We start from the raw sequence: 18,382 nt of genomic DNA, 5'->3' as shown, positions 1-18,382 counted from the left end.
AAAGAATGAGTGACGACGCTTCCGCTGACCAGCCGGGTCCGAGGCACACGGCCATCATCATGGACGGCAATGGCCGCTGGGCGAAATCCCGCGGCCGCCCGCGCTCCTTCGGGCATAAGCGCGGTGTGGAGACTGTCCGCCGTACCGTTGAGGACGCCGGTGATCTGGGCGTGCGCTATCTCACCCTGTTTTCCTTTTCGACGGAGAATTGGAGCCGCCCGGCCGATGAGGTGGGCGCCCTGTTCGAACTCCTCAAGCATTATGTCGAGGCGGACCTGGAAGGGCTGGCCAGGCGCGGAGTGCGGATCCGGATCATTGGCCGTCGCGATAATCTGGGGCCGGACCTGATTGCGATCATTGATCGCGCTGAAGCCCGTACGCGCGAGAATTCCGATTTTCACCTGACCATCGCCTTCAATTATGGCGGACGCGATGAATTGCTGCGCGCCAGCCAGTCGGTCGCGCGCGCCGCTGCAGACGGCACCCTCGATCCCGATACGCTGGATGAGGCAGTTCTGGCAGGCCATCTCGATACGGCTGAACTGCCGGATGTCGACCTGATGATCCGGACCAGCGGCGAGCAACGCATTTCCAATTTTCTGCTCTGGCAGGCGGCCTATGCCGAACTGGTCTTCCTCGACGTGCTGTGGCCGGACTTTGACCGTCAGGACCTGGCCCGGGCGATCGAGACCTACCGGCAACGCAGTCGCCGCTATGGAGGCGTGGATGCCGGCGCCGCGTGATCCGGTTTTCCGGCGTCGTCTGATTTCAGCCCTCATCCTCGGCCCGTTGGCGGTGGGGCTGCTCTGGGTTGGCGACCTGGCCTTCACCGCCTGGGTGGCGGCTTTCGCGGCCGCAATGGCGTGGGAATGGATTCACATGTCCGACCGGGATGCGCCGCCGGTCGCCTATGCGATCGCCTGTGCAACCGCGTCCGGGACGGTCCTGCTCGCCGGGCAGACCAATGTCATGGATGCGCTGGCCTGGGGGGCGGCGGGGACACTGGCGAGCGGCATCGAGCGCTGGCGACGCGGCTGGTCGAGCGAAGTGCTCGGAATTCTCTATGTCTCGCTGAGCGCTGCCTTGCTGGCTTCCATGCGCGCCGAGCCGGATCATGGCCTCAAGGCGGTCATCCTCCTTTTTTCCATTGTCTGGGCAGCAGACAGCCTGGCCTATCTCGTCGGCACCTGGATTGGCGGACCCAAACTCCTGCCGCAAGCCAGTCCCAAGAAAACCTGGTCGGGTTTTCTTGCGGGCGTGGTCGCCGGTTGCGCTGCTGGCTGGGCGACGGGCAGTCTTTTCGGTCTCGATCTGGCCCAAGTGATCCCGTTTGCGCTCATCGTCGCGCTCGCTTCGGTGGGCGGCGACCTCGCCATGTCGGTGTTCAAGCGTAGTTTCGGGGTCAAGGATTCCGGAACGCTGATACCGGGCCATGGCGGGGTGCTCGACCGCGTCGATGCCCTGATGCTGGCGGTGATTGGTGCGGTATTGGCGATGCGTATCTGGCCGCTGGGCTGGGGGGCGGGAGGATGACGCGCCGTATTTCCATCCTTGGCGCCACCGGTTCGGTTGGCCTCGCCACGTTGGATCTGATCGGCCGCGCCGAGCCGGGCCAGTACAAGATCGTCGCGCTCACCGCGAAGACGAATGCGGCCGAACTGGCCAAACAAGCCATCCGCTTTGAGGCCGAGTGCGTTGCCATTGCCGATCCGGCTGCGGCCAAGGCGCTCCATGGCGCGCTCAAGGATTACCCGGCGATCGAGATCGGCGTCGGGGAGGCGGCTGTCTGCGAGATGGCGGCCCGAGATGCCGATTGGGTCATGGCCGCGATTGTCGGAGCCGCCGGGCTCAAGCCGACGCTCGCCGCCCTGCGGCAGGGCCGTTCCCTCGCATTTGCCAACAAGGAATGCCTGGTCTGCGCGGGAGCGCTCTTCATGGACGAAGCGGCGCGGTGCGGGACCACGCTCCTGCCGGTCGACAGTGAGCACAATGCCGTTTTCCAGGTCTTCGATCCGGCGCAACGCGAGACCATCCGTTCGATTACGCTGACCGCGTCCGGTGGTCCTTTCCGGGAAGCCAGTCGCGAGGTGATGGCGAAAGCCTCGAGAGCTGACGCCCTGGCCCACCCGACCTGGGAGATGGGGGCCAAGATCACGATCGACAGCGCCACCATGATGAATAAGGGTCTGGAAGTGATCGAGGCCTGCTGGCTGTTCGACCTCCCGCCGGATCAGGTCGATGTGGTGGTGCATCCGCAATCCATCATTCACGGCCTTGTAGAATACGCTGACGGCTCGCTTCTGGCCCAACTTGGGTCACCGGACATGCGCACGCCCATCGCCAGCGCGCTGGCCTGGCCGAACCGCATGACGGCGCCGGTCGAGCGATTGCGGCTGACGGATATCGGTCGACTCGATTTCCAGCCACCGGACCTGACGCGATTTCCCGCCATCCGCCTGGCCAGGGAGGCCATTGACGCCGGCGGCATAGCGCCGGCCGTGCTCAATGCAGCCAATGAGATCGCGGTTGAGGCCTTCCTCGCGGATCGCATCCGATTCCTTGACATCGCGGCAGGTGTTGAAGACGTTCTCGAGCGCAGTATTTCCGATGCGGACATGCCGCAGGCGCTAACGGCTTTTGAAGATGTTTTTGCCATTGATGCCCGGGCGCGCCAGATGGCACGGGACTTGATGGTCGAGCGCCAGACAAACCCATAATCACAGGCAGTTATTCATGGACCTGATCGGCAGCGGTTTCCTGACCATTTTCTCCTTTGTCTTCCTGATCTCGATTGTCGTCGTGATTCATGAGCTTGGGCATTATTGGGCTGGACGCGTCTGCGGTGTTCATGCGGAAGCCTTCTCGATGGGTTTCGGGCCGACCCTGGTCTCATGGCGGGACAAGCACGGCACGGTGTGGCGCATCGCGTCCCTGCCGCTGGGCGGGTATGTGAAATTTCTCGGTGATGCCGGTGCGGCCAGTGAGCCGGATGCCGACAAGCTGGCCCAGCTTCGCGCCCAGATGGGGGAGGCGGCAGATCGCTGCTATCACTTCAAACCGATCTGGCAGCGCGCCTTCATCACCGCCGCCGGACCGATCGCGAACTTTATCCTGGCGATCGTCATTTTCGCCTCACTCGTGCTGACCCTCGGCAATCGTGAGCTGCAGCCGGTTGTTGGGGCTGTCGTTCCTGATTCTGCGGCTGCCGAGGCCGGAATCGAAGTCGGCGACCGTTTTGTGTCGATCGACGGGCGCGATGTGAACACGTTCAACGACATCATGCGGATGGTGATTTCGGGCGGGTCCAGTGAGCTGGATGTCGTGATCGAGCGCGACGGTAGCCAGCTGCCACTGCAAATCATCGCCCAGCGCAATACCGTGGAAGATGAGTTCGGCGGATCGCGGCGCCTTCCGCAACTGGGTGTCCAGGCCTATTCGGACCCGATTATCGGCGGCGTTGTGCAGGACAGTCCTGCCGACCGCGCCGGATTTGAATCTGGCGACCGGATTGTCGCGGTAGACGGCGTTCCTGTTCGCAGCTTCCAGCAATTCTCCAATCGCATTGATGGTCCCGCCGAGCGAGTTGAGGTGGAGGTCCTTCGCGACGGCGATACCCGGATCATCCGCACGGATGTCGGCCCGCCGGGTGAGGAGGCTGGGACCACTTCGCCTGCCTTTACACGGCTGGGTCTCGTCTCCACGGGTCTGATGGTGGACTATCGCCGCTTCAACCCGATCGAGGCTGTCGGCTATGGCGTCCAGCAAACCGGAGCGGTCGTCTCCACGACCGTTGATTATGTTGGAAACATAGTCACCGGGCGAGCCTCGCCGGAGCTCCTCAATGGTCCGCTGGGCATCGCCACTGCCGCAGGGCAGGTGGCCCAGCGGTCGATTGACGGGCATGACAACGCCTTCAATGCCGCACGATCCTTGCTGATAAACCTGATAAATCTGGCCGGTGTTCTCTCCGTCGGACTGGGATTGGTCAATCTTCTACCGATACCCATCCTCGACGGCGGGCATTTGGTGTATTACGCCTATGAAGCGGTGGCGCGACGTCCACTGAGCATGAAGGCGCAAGCACTCGGTTTCCGCGTGGGGCTTGTTTTCGTACTCGGTATGATGCTTGTAGCGACCTGGAATGACCTGAATTATTTGCTCGGCCAGATTTTCTGACGATTTTCTGATGATTTTCTGACCGGGCCCAGCAAGCGGCGATCTTCCATGGCGAGTGTTCTGCGTGTGCTCTTCGCAGCCCTGATGACTGTGAGCGTGTCGGCTATAGCTTCGGCACAGCAAACGGGTGCGGAAGTTCCCGCAACGACCCAGCAAGAGGTGCAGCAACCCGCGCCCGCGCCGGTGATCCGACAAATCCTGGTCGAGGGCAATCAGCGGGTCGAAGCCGACACCGTCCTGTCCTATTTGCTGATCCAGCCCGGACAGCCTTTTGACGAGCGTCTGGTGAACCTGTCGATCCAGACCCTGTTTGCGACCGGGCTTTTCTCCGATGCCCAGTTCGAGGATCGCGGCGAGATCGTGATCGTCCGGGTCCAGGAAAACCCGATCATCAACCGCGTGATTCTCGAGGGAAATAGCGCCATTGATGATGACAAGATCACCGATGAGATCCAGGCCCAACCCCGCGCGATCTTCACGCGCTCGCGGGTTCAGTCCGATGTTCAGCGTATTATCGAGGTTTATCGTCGTTCCGGCCGCTTCGCCGCGACCGTGACGCCCAAGATTGTCGAGCAGGCCCAGAACCGCGTTGATCTCATCTTCGAGATTTCCGAAGGGCCGGTGACCGGCGTGCGCCGGATCAATTTCATCGGCAATGAAAGCTATTCCGACCGCCGCCTGCGTCGCGAATTGGTGACGCGCGAATCGCGTTGGTGGCGTTTCTTCTCATCGAATGACAATTACGACCCGGACCGTCTGGAATATGACCGTGAATTGCTGCGTCAATTCTATTCCAACCAGGGTTACGCAAACTTCCGCGTGCTGTCGGCGGTCGCCGAGCTGACGCCGGATCAACGTGACTTCTACATCACCATCACCATTGATGAGGGTGAGGTCTATAATTTCGGCGAGGTCAATGTGACCACCGAGATTCCTGACCTCAATCCCGATTTCCTGCGGGCGATCCTGCCTGTTCAGGAAGGCGATCTCTTCCAGGGTCAGCTGATCGAGGACAGTATTGATGCGCTGACCTTCTCGGCCGGTGCGGCAGGCTATGCCTTCGTCAATATCCGCCCGTTGACCTCGCGCAATCGCGAAGACCGCACCGTTGACGTCGAATTCGTCATCGATGAAGGCCCGCGTGTCTATATCGAACGCATCGACATTGCCGGGAATACCCGGACGCTGGACCGCGTCATTCGCCGCGAGCTGGACATTGTCGAGGGCGACGCCTTCAATCAGGTCCTGATTGATCGCTCGCGGAATAATGTGCGCCGCCTGGGCTTCTTCGAGGAAGTCGAAGTGGAGGAAACGCCGGGTTCTGCGCCTGACCGGGCGCGGGTCAATGTCTCGGTCTCCGAGCAACCAACCGGCGAACTGGCCTTTGGTGCCGGTTTCTCCTCCACCGATTCCTTCCTGGTCGACCTGTCGATCTCGGAGCGCAATCTGCGGGGCCGTGGTCAATTCCTGCGCTTCCGGATCTCTGCCTCGTCGAACCGGGAATCCCTGGATATCCGCTTTACCGAGCCGCGCTTCCTGGATCGTAATCTCGCCGCCGGTTTCGACCTGTTTCGGGTCAATTCGGACTTCCTGTCGGAAGCGTCCTTCCAGACCGAATCGACCGGTGCCAGCCTGCGACTTGGTTTCCCGGTGACGGCGTCGACCAATCTCCAGCTCGGCTATACCTACCGGACGGATAATGTCCTGGTCTTCTCCTCGGCCTCCTCGGCCTTGCTGAACCAGGCCGGCAGCCGCAATACATCGGTGCTGACCTATACGCTCAACTGGTCGCGCCTGAATGACCCGATCGAGCCGAGCAATGGCTACCGTCTTCAATTGACACAGGGCTTTGCCGGTATTGGCGGCGATGTCCGCTATGTGCGGTCGGAATTCAATGGCGCCATATATCGGCCCTTCTTCCCGGGTCTACTCGGCAATGACGTCGTGGCCAGTTTCACGATGAATGGTGGATTTGTCCTGCCCTGGGGCGGTGATTCGGTCCGCATTAATGACCGCTTCTTCAAGGGCGGGAATTCTTTCCGGGGCTTTGAAGTGGCCGGTATCGGTCCGCGCGCCGTCTCGCGCGACCCGGACACGGGTGAATTGATCCGGGGCGATGCCCTGGGTGGCAGGCTTTATGCAGTGGGCGCACTGGAAGTCTCATTCCCGCTCGGTTTGCCCGAGCAGTACGGGGTGAGAGGGAGCTTGTTCACGGAGTTCGGCACGCTTGGCATGCTCGACTCCGCGGATCAGGTAGACGAGGGAACAAACGCGGTGTTCACGGTTGATGATCTGGCGCTTCGCGCGTCGGCCGGCCTGAGCATCTTCTGGGATTCACCATTTGGACCGGTCCGGTTCGACTTTGCGCAGGCTTTCATTCGGGAAGACTATGACAGGGCCGAATTCTTCCGGTTCAGCACGCGAACAGGGTTCTAAAACCATGAAACTGCTTAAAACGCTTCTGCTTCTCCCGGTCCTTGTGGCTGGCATCGCCGCCCCGGCGATGGCACAGGCGAACATTGCCGTCCTGAACGAAGAGCGCGTCCTGCGCGAGAGTGCCGCCGGCATCCATATCGCCGCGCGCATGCAGGAAATCGCCCAGGAGATCGACAGCGAACTCCAGGCCATGAGCCAGCCGATCCAGCAGGAAACCGAGCGCCTTAACGCCGAGACCGCGTCCATGACGCAGCAGGCGATCCAGGAACGTCCGGACCTGATGAGCCGCATCCAGACATTGAACCAGTCGGCTCAGCAGTTCGAAGTCGTGCGTCGTGCCCGTCAGCAGGAAATCGTCCAGACCGAACGTCAGGCCATGCGCCCGGTGTATGAAGCGCTGGGCCCTATCCTGGAAGAAGTGGTCGCGGCCCAGGGCATCGACATGCTCATTGACCGTTCCAACCTGGTCTTCGCTTCGCCGGATCTCGACATTTCCGACGATGTGATTGCTCTGCTGAATACGCGCCTGCCGACCGTTCCGGTCACCCGTGTGCGTCTGCCGCAGAACGGTGCCGGCCAGCAGCAGCAATAATCAGCTGATACTCAGGGGGTAAAAGTGGCGGATCCGCGTTTCTTTGACCGGCTTGGCCCGCTTTCCCTGCAGGAGATCGCCGCGCTTTCGGGTGCGGCGATTTCTGATTCCGGGCAAGCTGGCCATCAGGTTTCGTCGGCTGTGCCGATCCGTGAGGGCACGCCCGGGGCCTTGTCCTATGCCGACAATGCCCTCGCGCTGGGTGACACGTCTCTGGAAGGCGTTGCCGTCATCGTGAGCGAGGCGCTGGCTGATACGGCCACTGGCCTCGGGGCCATCATTCTCACCCATTCCGCGCCCCGCACCGCCTTCGCACTGGCGCTCGCAGCCCTTGCTGCCCCGCGCAGCCCTGCGTCGACGCAGCGTATTGATGAGAGTGCCGAGATCGCACCGGATGCGGTCATCGCCGCGACCGCGAGCATTGGGCCGGATGCACGGATTGGGGACCGCGTCCGCATTGGCCCGGGCAGCGTGATCGGACCCGGCTGCCGCATTGGGGCCGGAACGATCATCGGCGCCAATGTCACCGTGCTGTGCAGCGATATAGGCGCCGATTGCAACATTCTCTCGGGAGCCGTGATTGGTGAGGCGGGCTTCGGTATCGCAGTATCCGATACCGGCACGATCGACATTCCCCATGTGGGGCAGGTGGAGATCGCCGACAAAGTCACTATCGGGGCGAATAGCTGCGTGGATCGCGGTCTCTTCGGTCCGACCCGGATCGGTGAGGGCACCAAGATCGATAACCTCTGTCATATCGGACACAATTGCACTTTGGGTCGCAATGTCGTGATGGCGGCCTATGGCGGTATTTCCGGCAGTTGCGTGATCGAGGATGGTGTCATGATGGGCGGACGGGTCGGCACCCATGATCATATCACGCTCCACGCCGGCGCTCGTATCGGCGGTAATTCCGCGGTCGGTCGCAATGTCCCGGCAGGTGAAACCTGGCTTGGCTCTCCGGCTCAGCCTATCGAAAGTGAAATGCGTCAGATCGCGGCATTGCGGCGATTGATGCGGGCTACTCGTAAAAAGAAATAGGAAACGACTTCGTGTCCGACCGGATTGAACACCAGGAAATTCTCACGCTTCTTCCGCATCGCTATCCGTTCTTGCTGATCGATGCGGCGGAAGACTATCGGCGCGGCGAGTCGATCGTCGGGATCAAGGCCGTTACGGCGAACGAGCCATTTTTTCCGGGACATTTCCCTGGTAATCCGGTGATGCCGGGCGTGTTGATGATCGAAGCGATGGCCCAGGCCGGCGCGGTCTTGATGTACAGGACGCTCGACGTTCGCCCCGACAGCGCAACGGTCTTCTTCATGGGCGCCGACAAGGTCCGCTTTCGTGCACCTGTGCGTCCGGGCATGATGTTGCGCATGCCGGTGACGGTGACCGCAGCCCGCCATGGCGTTTTCAAGTTCAAGGGTGAGGTCTGGGCCGACGGCAAGCGTGCGGTGCAGGCTGAGTTCTCCGCCAAGGCGATCGAGAATCCATGACGCGCTCAACCCAGATCCATCCCACTGCGATTATCGACCCGGCCGCGCAAATCGGTGAAGGCGTCGAGATTGGCCCCTTCAGCATTGTCGGTCCGCAAGTCGTGCTGAAGGACCGCGTGCGTGTGATCTCTCACGTCACCATTGCCGGCAATACGACGCTGGGCGAGGATTGCGTCCTTTATCCGGGCGCCCAGATCGGTCATCCGCCCCAGGACTTCAAATACCAGGGTGAGGACACCGAACTCATCATCGGGCAGCGCAATATCCTGCGCGAGAATGTGACCATGCATCCCGGCACCACATTTGCCCGGGGTCGCACGGTGGTCGGGAATGACGGCTACTTCATGGTTGGCTCCCATGTCGCCCATGATTGCATTGTCGGGGACCGCGTCGTGTTCGCGAATTGTGCGGCGATTGGCGGCGAGACCGTGATCGCGGACCACGCCATCCTTGGTGGGTATGCGGGCATCCATCAAAAGAGCCGTGTCGGGCGCCATGCCTTCATCGGTGCGATGGCGATGGTGACCGCGGACGTGATTCCCTACGGGTCGGTTATCGGCAATCACGCGCATCTGGCTGGACTGAATGTGGTCGGGCTGAAACGCCGTGGCATGCCGCGTGAGACCTTGCGCGAATTGCGCGCCGCCTATCGTCTCCTGTTTGCCCAGGAAGGCACGTTCGAGGAGCGTGTGGTCGACGTCGCACAACTCTATTCGGACAATGCGCCGATCGCGGAAATCATCGATTTCATCCGGGCGGACGCCAAACGCTCTATCTGCATGCCGAATGACTGAAACCGCCTGGACAAAGTTGGGCCTGCTGGCCGGAGGCGGTGACCTGCCGCTCGAGATACTCAAGGCAGGCGGTGATCGTCCGGTTCATGTTGTGGTTTTGCGCGGTTTTGCAGACCGTGATTATGCGCCCTTCGAAACCTCATCGCGCTCGGTGGGCGAGATTGGCGGCATCATCAAGGATTTGCGTGCGGCGGGCTGTGATGCCGTCTGTTTCGCCGGCTATGTCACGCGGCCCGATCTCTCGACGCTCAAAATGGACGCGCGAGGCCTGATCATGGCGCCTCGTGCCCTGGCCGCTGGTCGCAAGGGGGATGATGCGATCATTCGCGTGGTCGTCGACGAGTTCGAACAGGCCGGGTTTGCGGTCGTCGGCGCTGACAGCCTGTTGGCCGAGGACGGACTGCCGGCCGGATTGATCGGGACGGTCGAGCCTGATGCGGCGAACCGCGCCGACGCCGTCAAGGCGATGGAGGTCGCCGCGGAAATCGGCCGGCTTGATATCGGCCAGGGTGCCGTCGTCGCGGACGGCGTCGTACTCGCTGTGGAGGCCCAGGAAGGCACCAACGCGATGCTGGAGCGCGTGGCGGGCCTGCCAGCCACTTTGCGCGGCAGCGAGATGGCGCGGTGTGGCGTGCTCGCCAAACGTCCCAAACCGATCCAGGAGCGGCGTGTGGACCTGCCCACGATCGGTGTCGATACGGTGGAGCGCTGCGCCGCGGCGGGTTTGGCGGGGATTGTTCTGGAGGCTGACGGGGCGCTGATCGTGGATCGCGATGGGGTCCTGGCCGCCCTGAACCGTCATCGGCTGTTTGTGCTCGTCGAGCCGGCGCGATGAGCGCGCCGCACGTCTTCCTCGTCGCAGCCGAACGCTCCGGTGATTTGCTGGGGGCCGGGTTGGCCCGTGAACTGCGCAGCCTGACGGCGGACAAGGTTCGCTTGTCGGGTATTGGCGGTACGGCGATGGCGGAGCAGGGCATTGAAAGTGCGATCAGCATCGACGGACTCAGCATTCTTGGCTGGATTGATGGCCTGAAAGCGTATTCGCGGGTCAAGCAAGCGGTCTCCGAGGCCGTCGACGCAATTCTGACGGCAAAGCCGGATGTGGTTGTCCTGATCGATTCCTGGGGTTTCACCCTGCGTGTCGCGCAAGGCGTGCGCGCCGCGGACCCGGCCATCCGTCTCGTCAAATATGTTGGTCCCCAGGTCTTTGCCACGCGGCCCGGTCGCGCCGCGACCCTGGCGGCGAGCGTCGATGAACTCCTGACCATTTTGAGCTTTGATGCTCCTTATTACGAGGCGCACGGTCTCCCTGTAACCTTTGTCGGCAACCCGACGCTGGAGCGTTTGCCGCGCGGTAATGGCGCAGCATTCCGCACCCGTCACGGGATCACAGCCGATGAGGCGGTTCTCGTAGTCCTGCCGGGCAGCCGACCGTCGGAAATCCGGCGCATGATGCCGCCCGTGGTCGAGGCTCTCAAACGCCTGACGCGGGATCATGCCGATCTGCGGCTCGTGCTGCCGGTCGCCGATCCGGTCGCCGGTCAGGTCGACGCCGCCATCGCGGTCCATCCGGTTCTGCAATCGGCCATCCGTGTGGGCGAGACGGAGAAGGCGGATGCCTTCGCCTCGGCCGATCTGGCGCTGGCCTGTTCAGGTACAGTGGTCACCGAGTTGGCGACCGCGGGTGTGCCAACGATCACCGGTTACAAGCTGGGCTGGATTACCTGGGGACTGGTTCGGGCCTTCAACCTGCTCAAAACCCCCCATATCTCGCTCGTGAACATTGCCGCGGACGCCCGGTTGGTGCCGGAGATCATCCAGCTCAAATGCACAGGCAAAGTGCTCGCCGATGAGGTCGAGCGCCTGTTGGATGATCCTGTTCGACGCGCTGAGCTGTCGGTGCGATTGCAGGCGGTCACGTCTGAAATGCGCGGGTCGGGTCAGGCCAGTCGACGCGCAGCGGAAGCGGTTCTCGCCGGGCTTGATTGACCGGGGTTGGCGCTCGGCGCGTACGGAGGCCGCTGCAGCCTTCAGAAAAAAAGGCCGCTCCAGGTGGAGCGGCCTTTCTTTTGGACAGCGCGGGGTCGATCAGCGATTTGCCAGGTCGACATAATCGCGCGGCGTCGCGCCGGTGAAGAGCTGGCGGGGACGGCCGATCTTCTGGCTCGGGTCTTCCAGCATTTCCGACCATTGCGCGATCCAGCCGACAGTCCGGGCGAGCGCGAAGAGGACGGTGAACATCTCGGTCGGGAAGCCCATCGCCTTGAGGGTAATGCCCGAATAGAAATCGATGTTCGGATAGAGTTTTTTCTCGACGAAATAGGGGTCTTCCAGCGCGATGCGCTCGAGCTCCATGGCGACCTGCAGGGTCGGATCATTGCGAACGCCCAGCACATCGAGGACTTCGTGGCAGGTGTCACGCATGACTTTCGCGCGCGGATCGTAATTCTTGTAGACGCGGTGACCGAAGCCCATGAGGCGGAACGGATCAGACTTGTCCTTCGCCTTGGCGACATATTCGGGAATCTTGTCGACCGAGCCGATCTCGTTGAGCATGTTCAGCGCGGCTTCATTGGCACCACCATGCGCCGGGCCCCAGAGCGAGGCGATACCGGCCGCAATACAGGCGAACGGGTTGGCACCCGAAGAGCCGGCGAGGCGCACGGTCGAGGTCGAGGCGTTCTGCTCGTGATCAGCGTGCAGGATGAAGATCTTGTCCATGGCCTTGGCGAGAACCTTGTTGCTCTCATAATCCTCGGCCGGCACGGCAAAACACATGCGCAGGAAATTGGCTGCATAATCCATGTCATTGCGCGGGCTGATGAACGGCTGGCCAATGGCATATTTGAAGGCGCGTGCCGCGATCGTCGGCATCTTGGCAATCATGCGGTGGCTGGCGATCGTGCGCGCCTCCGGATCATTGATATCCGTTGAGTCGTGGTAGAAGGCGGACAGCGCTCCAACCGTGCCGACCATGATGGCCATCGGGTGGGCATCGCGACGGAAACCGCGGAAGAACTGGTCAAACTGGTCGTGCAGCATCGAGTGACGGCGGATCGTCCAGTCGAAGGTTTCCAGCTCACCGGATGACGGCAGCTGGCCATTCATCAGGAGATAGCAGACCTCGATAAAGGATGAGCTGTCGGCCAGTTGATCGATCGGATAGCCGCGATAGAGCAAGGTGCCCTTGTCGCCATCGATATAGGTGATCTGGCTTTCGCAACTCGCGGTCGAGGTGAAGCCGGGATCATAGGTGAACATGCCGGTTTGGGCGTAGAGCTTGCGAATGTCGATGACATCCGGTCCGATCTCGCCAGAGAAAACCGGCAATTCCAGAGATTGGCCGTTGTAGTTCAGCGTGGCCGATCCGTTCGGTTTGGCTTTGTTTTCCATCTCGTCATCCCCATGGTTCGCGGCTAAGCGGGCGTAGCCGGTGTCATCTGATCCTTGATACGAGCCAGCGCCTCATCCCGACCAATCAAGGTCATGACGAGAGCCAGGTCGGGAGCGGGTGCTCCGCCGGTCAGCGCCGCGCGCAGCGGCTGACCGATTTTGCCAAAGCCGACCTCTTCGGCCTCGGCGAATTCCTTGAGCGCGTTGGACAACGCGTCTTCCGTCCAGGCCTTCACATGGCCGAGTTCGGTGAACAGGCGGTAAAGCCGGGCGCGAGCCTCGTCATCCTTGAGCGGCTTTGCGGCCTTGCCCTCGATCCGGAACGGGCGCGGTTTGAGCAGAAAATAGCTCTGCCCCGCCAGTTCTTCCAGTGTTGCTGCGCGGGATTTGAGCGCCGGCATCGCGGCCAGCAACCGCTCTTGCGTGATATCGACTTGCGGGATGCGATCTTCAAGCCCGTCGAGGAAGGGCATCACCAGTTCTACCAGGCGCGCATCATCGGCCCGTGCCAGATGATGGCCATTGATATGGTTCAGCTTGTCGATGTCCATCCGGGCCGGCGCCTTGTTGAGCCCGGCGAGATCGAAGGCGGCGATGGCCTCGGCATCGCTGAATAATTCCTGGTCGCCATGGGACCAGCCCAGGCGAAGCAGGTAATTGCGCAGCCCCTCGGGAAGATACCCCATATCGCGATAGGCTTCGGCCCCAAGCGCGCCATGACGCTTGGACAATTTCTTGCCGTCCTGGCCATGGATGAGCGGAACATGGGCAAAGACCGGTCGATCCCACCCCATCGCGTCATAGATCTGGCTCTGCCGACCGGCATTCACCAGATGATCATCGCCGCGCACGATATGGGTGATTTCCATGTCGTGGTCATCGACAACAACGGCCAGATTATAGGTCGGGTTGCCATCCGAGCGGAGCAGAATGAGGTCGTCGAACTCCTTGGCGGCCCAGCGAACCTGACCCTGGACCGCGTCCTCGAGCAGGACATCCGTGTCGGGTGCCTTGAACCGGACGGTAAAGGCTGTGTCGGCCGGCGCATCGGCCGGGTCACGATCGCGCCAGGGTGAGCGCAGGGCGCGGCCGGCGGCGAAGGCCTCGTCGCGCAAGGCCTGGACCTCGTCCGGGGAGCAATAGCATTTGAAGGCGTGGCCGCCCTCGAGCAGGGCATAGGCCACCTCCGCATGACGCGTGGCGCGCGCGAACTGCGAGATGGCATCGCCGGTCCAGTCCAGACCCATCCAGCTCAGACCGTCGAGAATCGCGTCAATCGCGTCCTGGGTCGAGCGGGCCCGGTCCGTGTCCTCGATGCGAAGGAGGAATTCGCCGCCATGGCGCTTGGCCAGCAGCCAATTGAACAAAGCCGTGCGCGCTCCCCCGATATGCAGGAAACCGGTGGGCGAGGGCGCGAAGCGCGTGCGGATCATCTTGGCGTTGTTTTGCAATTGCGAATTCATGTTGCACTGCGAGAAGGGAAAAGCGTGTTAGCATGAATATCAGCTTTTGCGATAGACCGAAGGCTGCTTCGTGCTTCAACCTGACGCAATCCTGCCGCACTCGGCGGTACACAAGACGAAGAAATCAGCCAAGCCGGTTGATCCCTTTGTGGAATTCAAACCAAGCATCCTTGCAGCCCTGGCCGCAATAATCGGCTGCGGGCTCTATTTCTCTGTCCCCGAAGAGCCGTCCCGGGCCTTGTTTCTCGCCCTGATCGCGCTCGCTGCGGCCCTGGCACTGGCGGCCCGTTTTTCCCCTGAGAGCAGAAAACCTGTTTCGCGCCTCCTGGGGATAACGGCCCTGGTCCTGGGGGTCGGGACGGCTTTCGCCTGGCGTGCGCAGGGACATAGCATGGTGCATCACGCCGATTCTGGTGCCGGGGTTCACCTTGACGGCGGGCGAGAGGCGGTCACGATCGAGGGCTGGCTGGAAGCGATCGAGCGCAGCGGGTCCGTGCGCATGCGGCTTCTGATCCGGACGGTGAGCGCGGATCCAGCGGCGCCGCGCCGGCAGCGGGTTCGGGTGTTGGGGGAGGCGGGTAGTATTCAACCCGGTGACCCGATCCGTATCCGAGCCGTGCTGGCCGCTCCGCGACCGGCGGCCGTGCCCGGCGGATATGATTTCGCCTTCCACGCAGCCTTTGCCGACATTAGGGCGACCGGATTTGCCGTTGAGGCCGCCGCACCGGGGCCAGCGACGGGGCAGGACCCGGTGGCCCGACGCCTGGTGAGACTGCGTGCCTCGCTCTCCAGCCATATTCGCGCGCGCATGGCGCCGCGACCCGGCGGGTTGGCGGCCGCACTGTTGACGGGGGATCGCGCGCACATCGCGCCACGCGACGTAGATGCGCTCCGTCAGTCCGGGCTCGGCCATGTCCTGGCGATCTCGGGCATGCATATGGCGCTGCTGGCCGGGGGCGTCTTTTTTGCCGTTCGCCTCCTTCTGTCCGGCCTGAGCCCGTGGGCGAGGCGGCATGATGCCGCCATACCCGCTGCCTGTGTGGCACTGGTATTCGCGGCGGGCTACCTCCTGCTGTCCGGGGCGGGCATCCCGACACAGCGGGCCTTCATCATGATTGTCTCGGTCTTGGGGGCCGTCCTTCTGCGGCGGCGCGCCCTGTCGCTGCACACGCTGTCGATCGCCGTCCTGGCGGTGTTGCTGCTGCAGCCGCAGGCGGTCATTACGCCGGGTTTTCAGATGTCCTTTTCCGCCGCCTCGGCCCTGATTGTGGCTGCACGGGTCTGGCAGGCGCGGCGGCAGGCGGGATCCGGGCGTGGTGTGTTCGCCCAGATACGGCTCTTCGTCTCCGGCCTCGGCACGACCAGCCTTGTCGCCGGAAGTGCGACGGCGGGCTTCGCGGCCTTCCACTTTCACCGTATCGCCAGCTGGGGCCTCGCGGGAAATTTGCTGGTCATGCCGATTTTCTCGCTGATCGTGATGCCGGCCGGCGTGATCGGCCTCGTGCTCATCCCGCTGGGCCTGGACGCCTTGCCCTTTGCCGTCATGGAAGGCGGCCTTGTCGTCATGCTCGACCTGGCCGCCCGCGTCGCCGATTGGCCAGGCGCGCTTCGCCCCGTCATTGCCGCGCCAGGCCCGATCCTGGGCTTGTTTGCGTCGGGCTTTGTCCTCGCCTTGCTGCTTCGTGGCCGGGCGCGCCTGGCGGGGGGCGCCATCATGCTGGCGGCGGGATTGTGCTGGGGGCTTGTGCCGCCACCCAATCTCTTGATCTCGGAATCAGGCGTTGTGCTGGCGCAGATCGAGAGCGGTCAATGGGTCGTCAGCGACCGTCGCCGGTCGCGCTTCGCGGCCCGTGTCTTTCTTGAGGCACGGGGCGAACCGGGCGTGCAGCCCGAACGCTGGGATGCGCAGTGTGACGGCTTGGGATGCGGCCATGAAATTGAAGGCATTCGCCTCACCGTGCTCGAGCGCCTTGATGACTGGCCGACGGACTGCGCCCGCGCCGATCTCATCATTACCCGGTTGTCGGTGCCACAAAGGATCGCCGAGCGCTGCACGGCCGAACTGATTGATGCCAGTCTTCTGACCCGTCATGGCAGTCAGGTCCTGCACCTTGATGATGGCCTGATCCGCAGCCGTCACAGGGCCCGCCCCCTCCATCAGACCCGGCCCTGGTCAGGATAGGGAGCGCGATATCGCGCGATCGAGCGCATCGCTTCGTCTGGCGTGCCGTATTGCGGGTATCGACCCGCATCAGGACGCGCGGGCGGGGTTCGCCAACACCCGTCCCGGGCATGGCGCAACCACGCCATCGCGCCAAGTCATGGGAGTGTGACCACACGGCTTTTGACAGGGTGGCCGAACGGCGCAACCACGCCAAGATACTGGCAGGATGGTCAAACGGCCTGGACGCCGCTTGCTGTCAGGATGCGATGGTCTAGTGGTAGCGGCGGATAAGTCCGACGAGTCGACCTTGAACCTTGACCCGGTCCGGCCCGAAAATCCGCGTCTCGTATTCCGGATTGGCGGCTTCCAGGGCGATGGATCCACCTTTTTTGCGCAGACGTTTCAACGTCGCTTCCTCATCATCGACGAGGGCTACGACGATCTCGCCAGTCTCAGCGGACTGGCAGCGACGGATCAGGACGGTATCGCCATCCATGATCCCGGCCTCGATCATGGAATCACCCTTGACCTCGAGCGCGAAATGTTCGCCACCCGTCACCATGTCGGCCGGCACAGGCATACGATCGGTCTCATGCTGGATCGCGGAGATTGGCACGCCGGCGGCGATGCGGCCCAGGATGGGAATATCGACCGTCGACTCGCGTTCATCAGAATCGGGCTTGGCAAAATTCCCGCGTACGACATTGGGGCCGAGATCACCCTTGGGCACATTCGGATTATCCATGGCGGCGGCCGACTCAGGGAGTTTGAGGACTTCCAGGGCCCGGGCACGATGGGCGAGCCGGCGGATGAAGCCGCGTTCTTCCAGTGCCGTGATCAGACGGTGCACGCCTGACTTCGAGGCCAGCTGGAGCGCCCCCTTCATCTCGTCGAAAGACGGCGAAACGCCTGTTTCCTTGATGCGTTGATGGATGAAGAGCAAAAGCTCGTTCTGTTTCCGCGTCAGCAAGGTAACCCCCTTGTTCGCATTCCCTGAATCGGACTCATGGCCGAGGGAACAAATCAGGAATAGGAGATTTTGTTCTACAAGTGTTCTGATAGGCCGTCAAGCGCGCGTGGTCGGGTCCATGAGGTCGCGCGTCGCCGCTTCGACATCGGCCTGCCGCATCAGGCTTTCGCCGACCAGCAGGGCGCGGGCGCCGGCAGCCTGCACGCGTTTGGCATCCTGCGGTGTGAAGATCCCGCTCTCGGCGACCAGCAATCTGTCCGCGCCAACCATGGGGGCGAGGGCGTCGAACGTGTCGAGTGTGGTCTCGAAGGTCCGCAGGTTTCGGTTATTGATGCCGAGGAGCGGGGCGTCGAGGGCGAGGGCGCGTTCCATCTCCGCGGCATCATGGACTTCGACGAGGACATCCATCGACCAGAGCGCCGCTTCCTCTATCAGGGCGAGGGCGGTGTCATCATCGACCGCGGCCATGATGACCAGGATCGCATCGGCATCAAGCATGCGGGCTTCCGCGACCTGATAGCGGTCATACATGAAGTCCTTGCGCAAGGCGGGCAGGGCGACCGCATCCCGCGCCGCGACAAGAAAGCTGTCAGCGCCCTGAAAGCTCGGACCGTCGGTGAGCACGGACAGGCAAGTCGCGCCGCCTGCCTCATAGGCCTGTGCCAGTGCCGGCGGATCAAAGTCCGCGCGGATAAGACCCTTCGACGGGCTTGCTTTCTTGACTTCGGCGATCAGGCCCAGACCGCCCGGGGCGGTCGTGAGTGCTTTGGTGAAGCCGCGCACGGGCGACGCGTCCCGCGCGGCGGCCGCGATCTCGGTATAGGGCCGGGCGGTCTTGCAGGCGGCGATATGATCGCGCTTGTAGGCGCCGATCCGGGCCAGCGTGTCAGGCAGT

At 62.6% G+C, this 18,382-nt stretch carries 16 protein-coding genes; 12 read left to right on the top strand and 4 right to left on the bottom strand.

The window, feature by feature from the left end; genetic code table 11:
• Nucleotides 1-5 precede the first annotated feature (5 nt).
• The 11 genes from JXQ94_RS06960 to lpxB are packed head-to-tail and all read left to right on the top strand — an operon-like array spanning nucleotide 6 to nucleotide 11,486.
• The gene (locus JXQ94_RS06960; protein ID WP_421923054.1) at nucleotides 6-743 is read left to right on the top strand and encodes an isoprenyl transferase; all 738 of its coding nucleotides are present in this window, start codon (nucleotides 6-8) and stop codon (nucleotides 741-743) included.
• Nucleotides 727-1,533, top strand: coding sequence for a phosphatidate cytidylyltransferase (locus tag JXQ94_RS06955; RefSeq protein WP_421923053.1), 807 nt, complete (start codon nucleotides 727-729; stop codon nucleotides 1,531-1,533). The genes JXQ94_RS06960 and JXQ94_RS06955 overlap by 17 nt, the downstream gene beginning before the upstream one ends.
• Nucleotides 1,530-2,717 carry a 1-deoxy-D-xylulose-5-phosphate reductoisomerase gene (locus JXQ94_RS06950; protein WP_421923052.1) on the top strand — a complete coding sequence of 396 codons (1,188 nt, stop codon included), beginning with the start codon at nucleotides 1,530-1,532 and terminating at the stop codon, nucleotides 2,715-2,717. The genes JXQ94_RS06955 and JXQ94_RS06950 overlap by 4 nt, the downstream gene beginning before the upstream one ends.
• Nucleotides 2,718-2,733: 16 nt before the next feature.
• The gene (rseP, locus tag JXQ94_RS06945; protein ID WP_421923051.1) at nucleotides 2,734-4,176 is read left to right on the top strand and encodes an RIP metalloprotease RseP; all 1,443 of its coding nucleotides are present in this window, start codon (nucleotides 2,734-2,736) and stop codon (nucleotides 4,174-4,176) included.
• Nucleotides 4,177-4,224: 48 nt separating this feature from the next.
• Nucleotides 4,225-6,612, top strand: a complete 2,388-nt coding sequence (gene bamA / locus JXQ94_RS06940) for an outer membrane protein assembly factor BamA (RefSeq protein ID WP_421923050.1) — start codon at nucleotides 4,225-4,227, stop codon at nucleotides 6,610-6,612.
• A 4-nt stretch (nucleotides 6,613-6,616) separates the two neighbouring features.
• Entirely contained in the window at nucleotides 6,617-7,204 is a 588-nt protein-coding gene (locus tag JXQ94_RS06935; protein ID WP_295692771.1) for an OmpH family outer membrane protein, read from the top strand.
• 24 nt (nucleotides 7,205-7,228) lie between these two features.
• Nucleotides 7,229-8,245 carry a UDP-3-O-(3-hydroxymyristoyl)glucosamine N-acyltransferase gene (lpxD, locus tag JXQ94_RS06930; RefSeq protein ID WP_421923049.1) on the top strand — a complete coding sequence of 339 codons (1,017 nt, stop codon included), beginning with the start codon at nucleotides 7,229-7,231 and terminating at the stop codon, nucleotides 8,243-8,245.
• 11 nt (nucleotides 8,246-8,256) lie between these two features.
• On the top strand, nucleotides 8,257-8,703 hold the full coding sequence (fabZ, locus tag JXQ94_RS06925; protein ID WP_421923048.1) for a 3-hydroxyacyl-ACP dehydratase FabZ: 447 nt from the start codon (nucleotides 8,257-8,259) through the stop codon (nucleotides 8,701-8,703).
• Nucleotides 8,700-9,497, top strand: coding sequence for an acyl-ACP--UDP-N-acetylglucosamine O-acyltransferase (gene lpxA, locus JXQ94_RS06920; protein ID WP_421923047.1), 798 nt, complete (start codon nucleotides 8,700-8,702; stop codon nucleotides 9,495-9,497). Before fabZ ends, lpxA begins: the two co-directional genes overlap by 4 nt.
• Nucleotides 9,490-10,332 carry an LpxI family protein gene (locus JXQ94_RS06915; RefSeq protein ID WP_421923046.1) on the top strand — a complete coding sequence of 281 codons (843 nt, stop codon included), beginning with the start codon at nucleotides 9,490-9,492 and terminating at the stop codon, nucleotides 10,330-10,332. Before lpxA ends, JXQ94_RS06915 begins: the two co-directional genes overlap by 8 nt.
• A complete protein-coding gene (gene lpxB / locus JXQ94_RS06910; protein ID WP_421923045.1) occupies nucleotides 10,329-11,486 on the top strand; it encodes a lipid-A-disaccharide synthase in 1,158 nt (385 codons plus the stop codon). The genes JXQ94_RS06915 and lpxB overlap by 4 nt, the downstream gene beginning before the upstream one ends.
• 99 nt (nucleotides 11,487-11,585) lie before the next feature.
• Here the strand turns inward: lpxB and gltA are convergent, their stop codons facing one another.
• Complete coding sequence (gltA, locus tag JXQ94_RS06905) at nucleotides 11,586-12,890, bottom strand: citrate synthase (protein WP_421923044.1); 1,305 nt, start codon at nucleotides 12,888-12,890, stop codon at nucleotides 11,586-11,588.
• 23 nt (nucleotides 12,891-12,913) lie between these two features.
• A complete protein-coding gene (gltX, locus tag JXQ94_RS06900; protein ID WP_421923043.1) occupies nucleotides 12,914-14,353 on the bottom strand; it encodes a glutamate--tRNA ligase in 1,440 nt (479 codons plus the stop codon).
• A 70-nt stretch (nucleotides 14,354-14,423) separates the two neighbouring features.
• On the opposite strand from gltX, the gene JXQ94_RS06895 reads away from it, so the two are divergent.
• A complete protein-coding gene (locus tag JXQ94_RS06895) occupies nucleotides 14,424-16,535 on the top strand; it encodes a ComEC/Rec2 family competence protein (RefSeq protein ID WP_421923042.1) in 2,112 nt (703 codons plus the stop codon).
• 253 nt (nucleotides 16,536-16,788) lie between these two features.
• Here the strand turns inward: JXQ94_RS06895 and lexA are convergent, their stop codons facing one another.
• Nucleotides 16,789-17,487, bottom strand: a complete 699-nt coding sequence (gene lexA / locus JXQ94_RS06890; RefSeq protein ID WP_421923041.1) for a transcriptional repressor LexA — start codon at nucleotides 17,485-17,487, stop codon at nucleotides 16,789-16,791.
• A 96-nt stretch (nucleotides 17,488-17,583) separates the two neighbouring features.
• Complete coding sequence (trpC, locus tag JXQ94_RS06885) at nucleotides 17,584-18,381, bottom strand: indole-3-glycerol phosphate synthase TrpC (protein WP_421923173.1); 798 nt, start codon at nucleotides 18,379-18,381, stop codon at nucleotides 17,584-17,586.
• Between the last annotated feature and the right edge of the window lies 1 nt (nucleotide 18,382).

Source organism: Maricaulis maris, from assembly GCF_049116555.1.
Lineage (GTDB): Bacteria > Pseudomonadota > Alphaproteobacteria > Caulobacterales > Maricaulaceae > Maricaulis > Maricaulis maris_C.
This window is presented reverse-complemented; position numbering and strand designations above follow the sequence as displayed.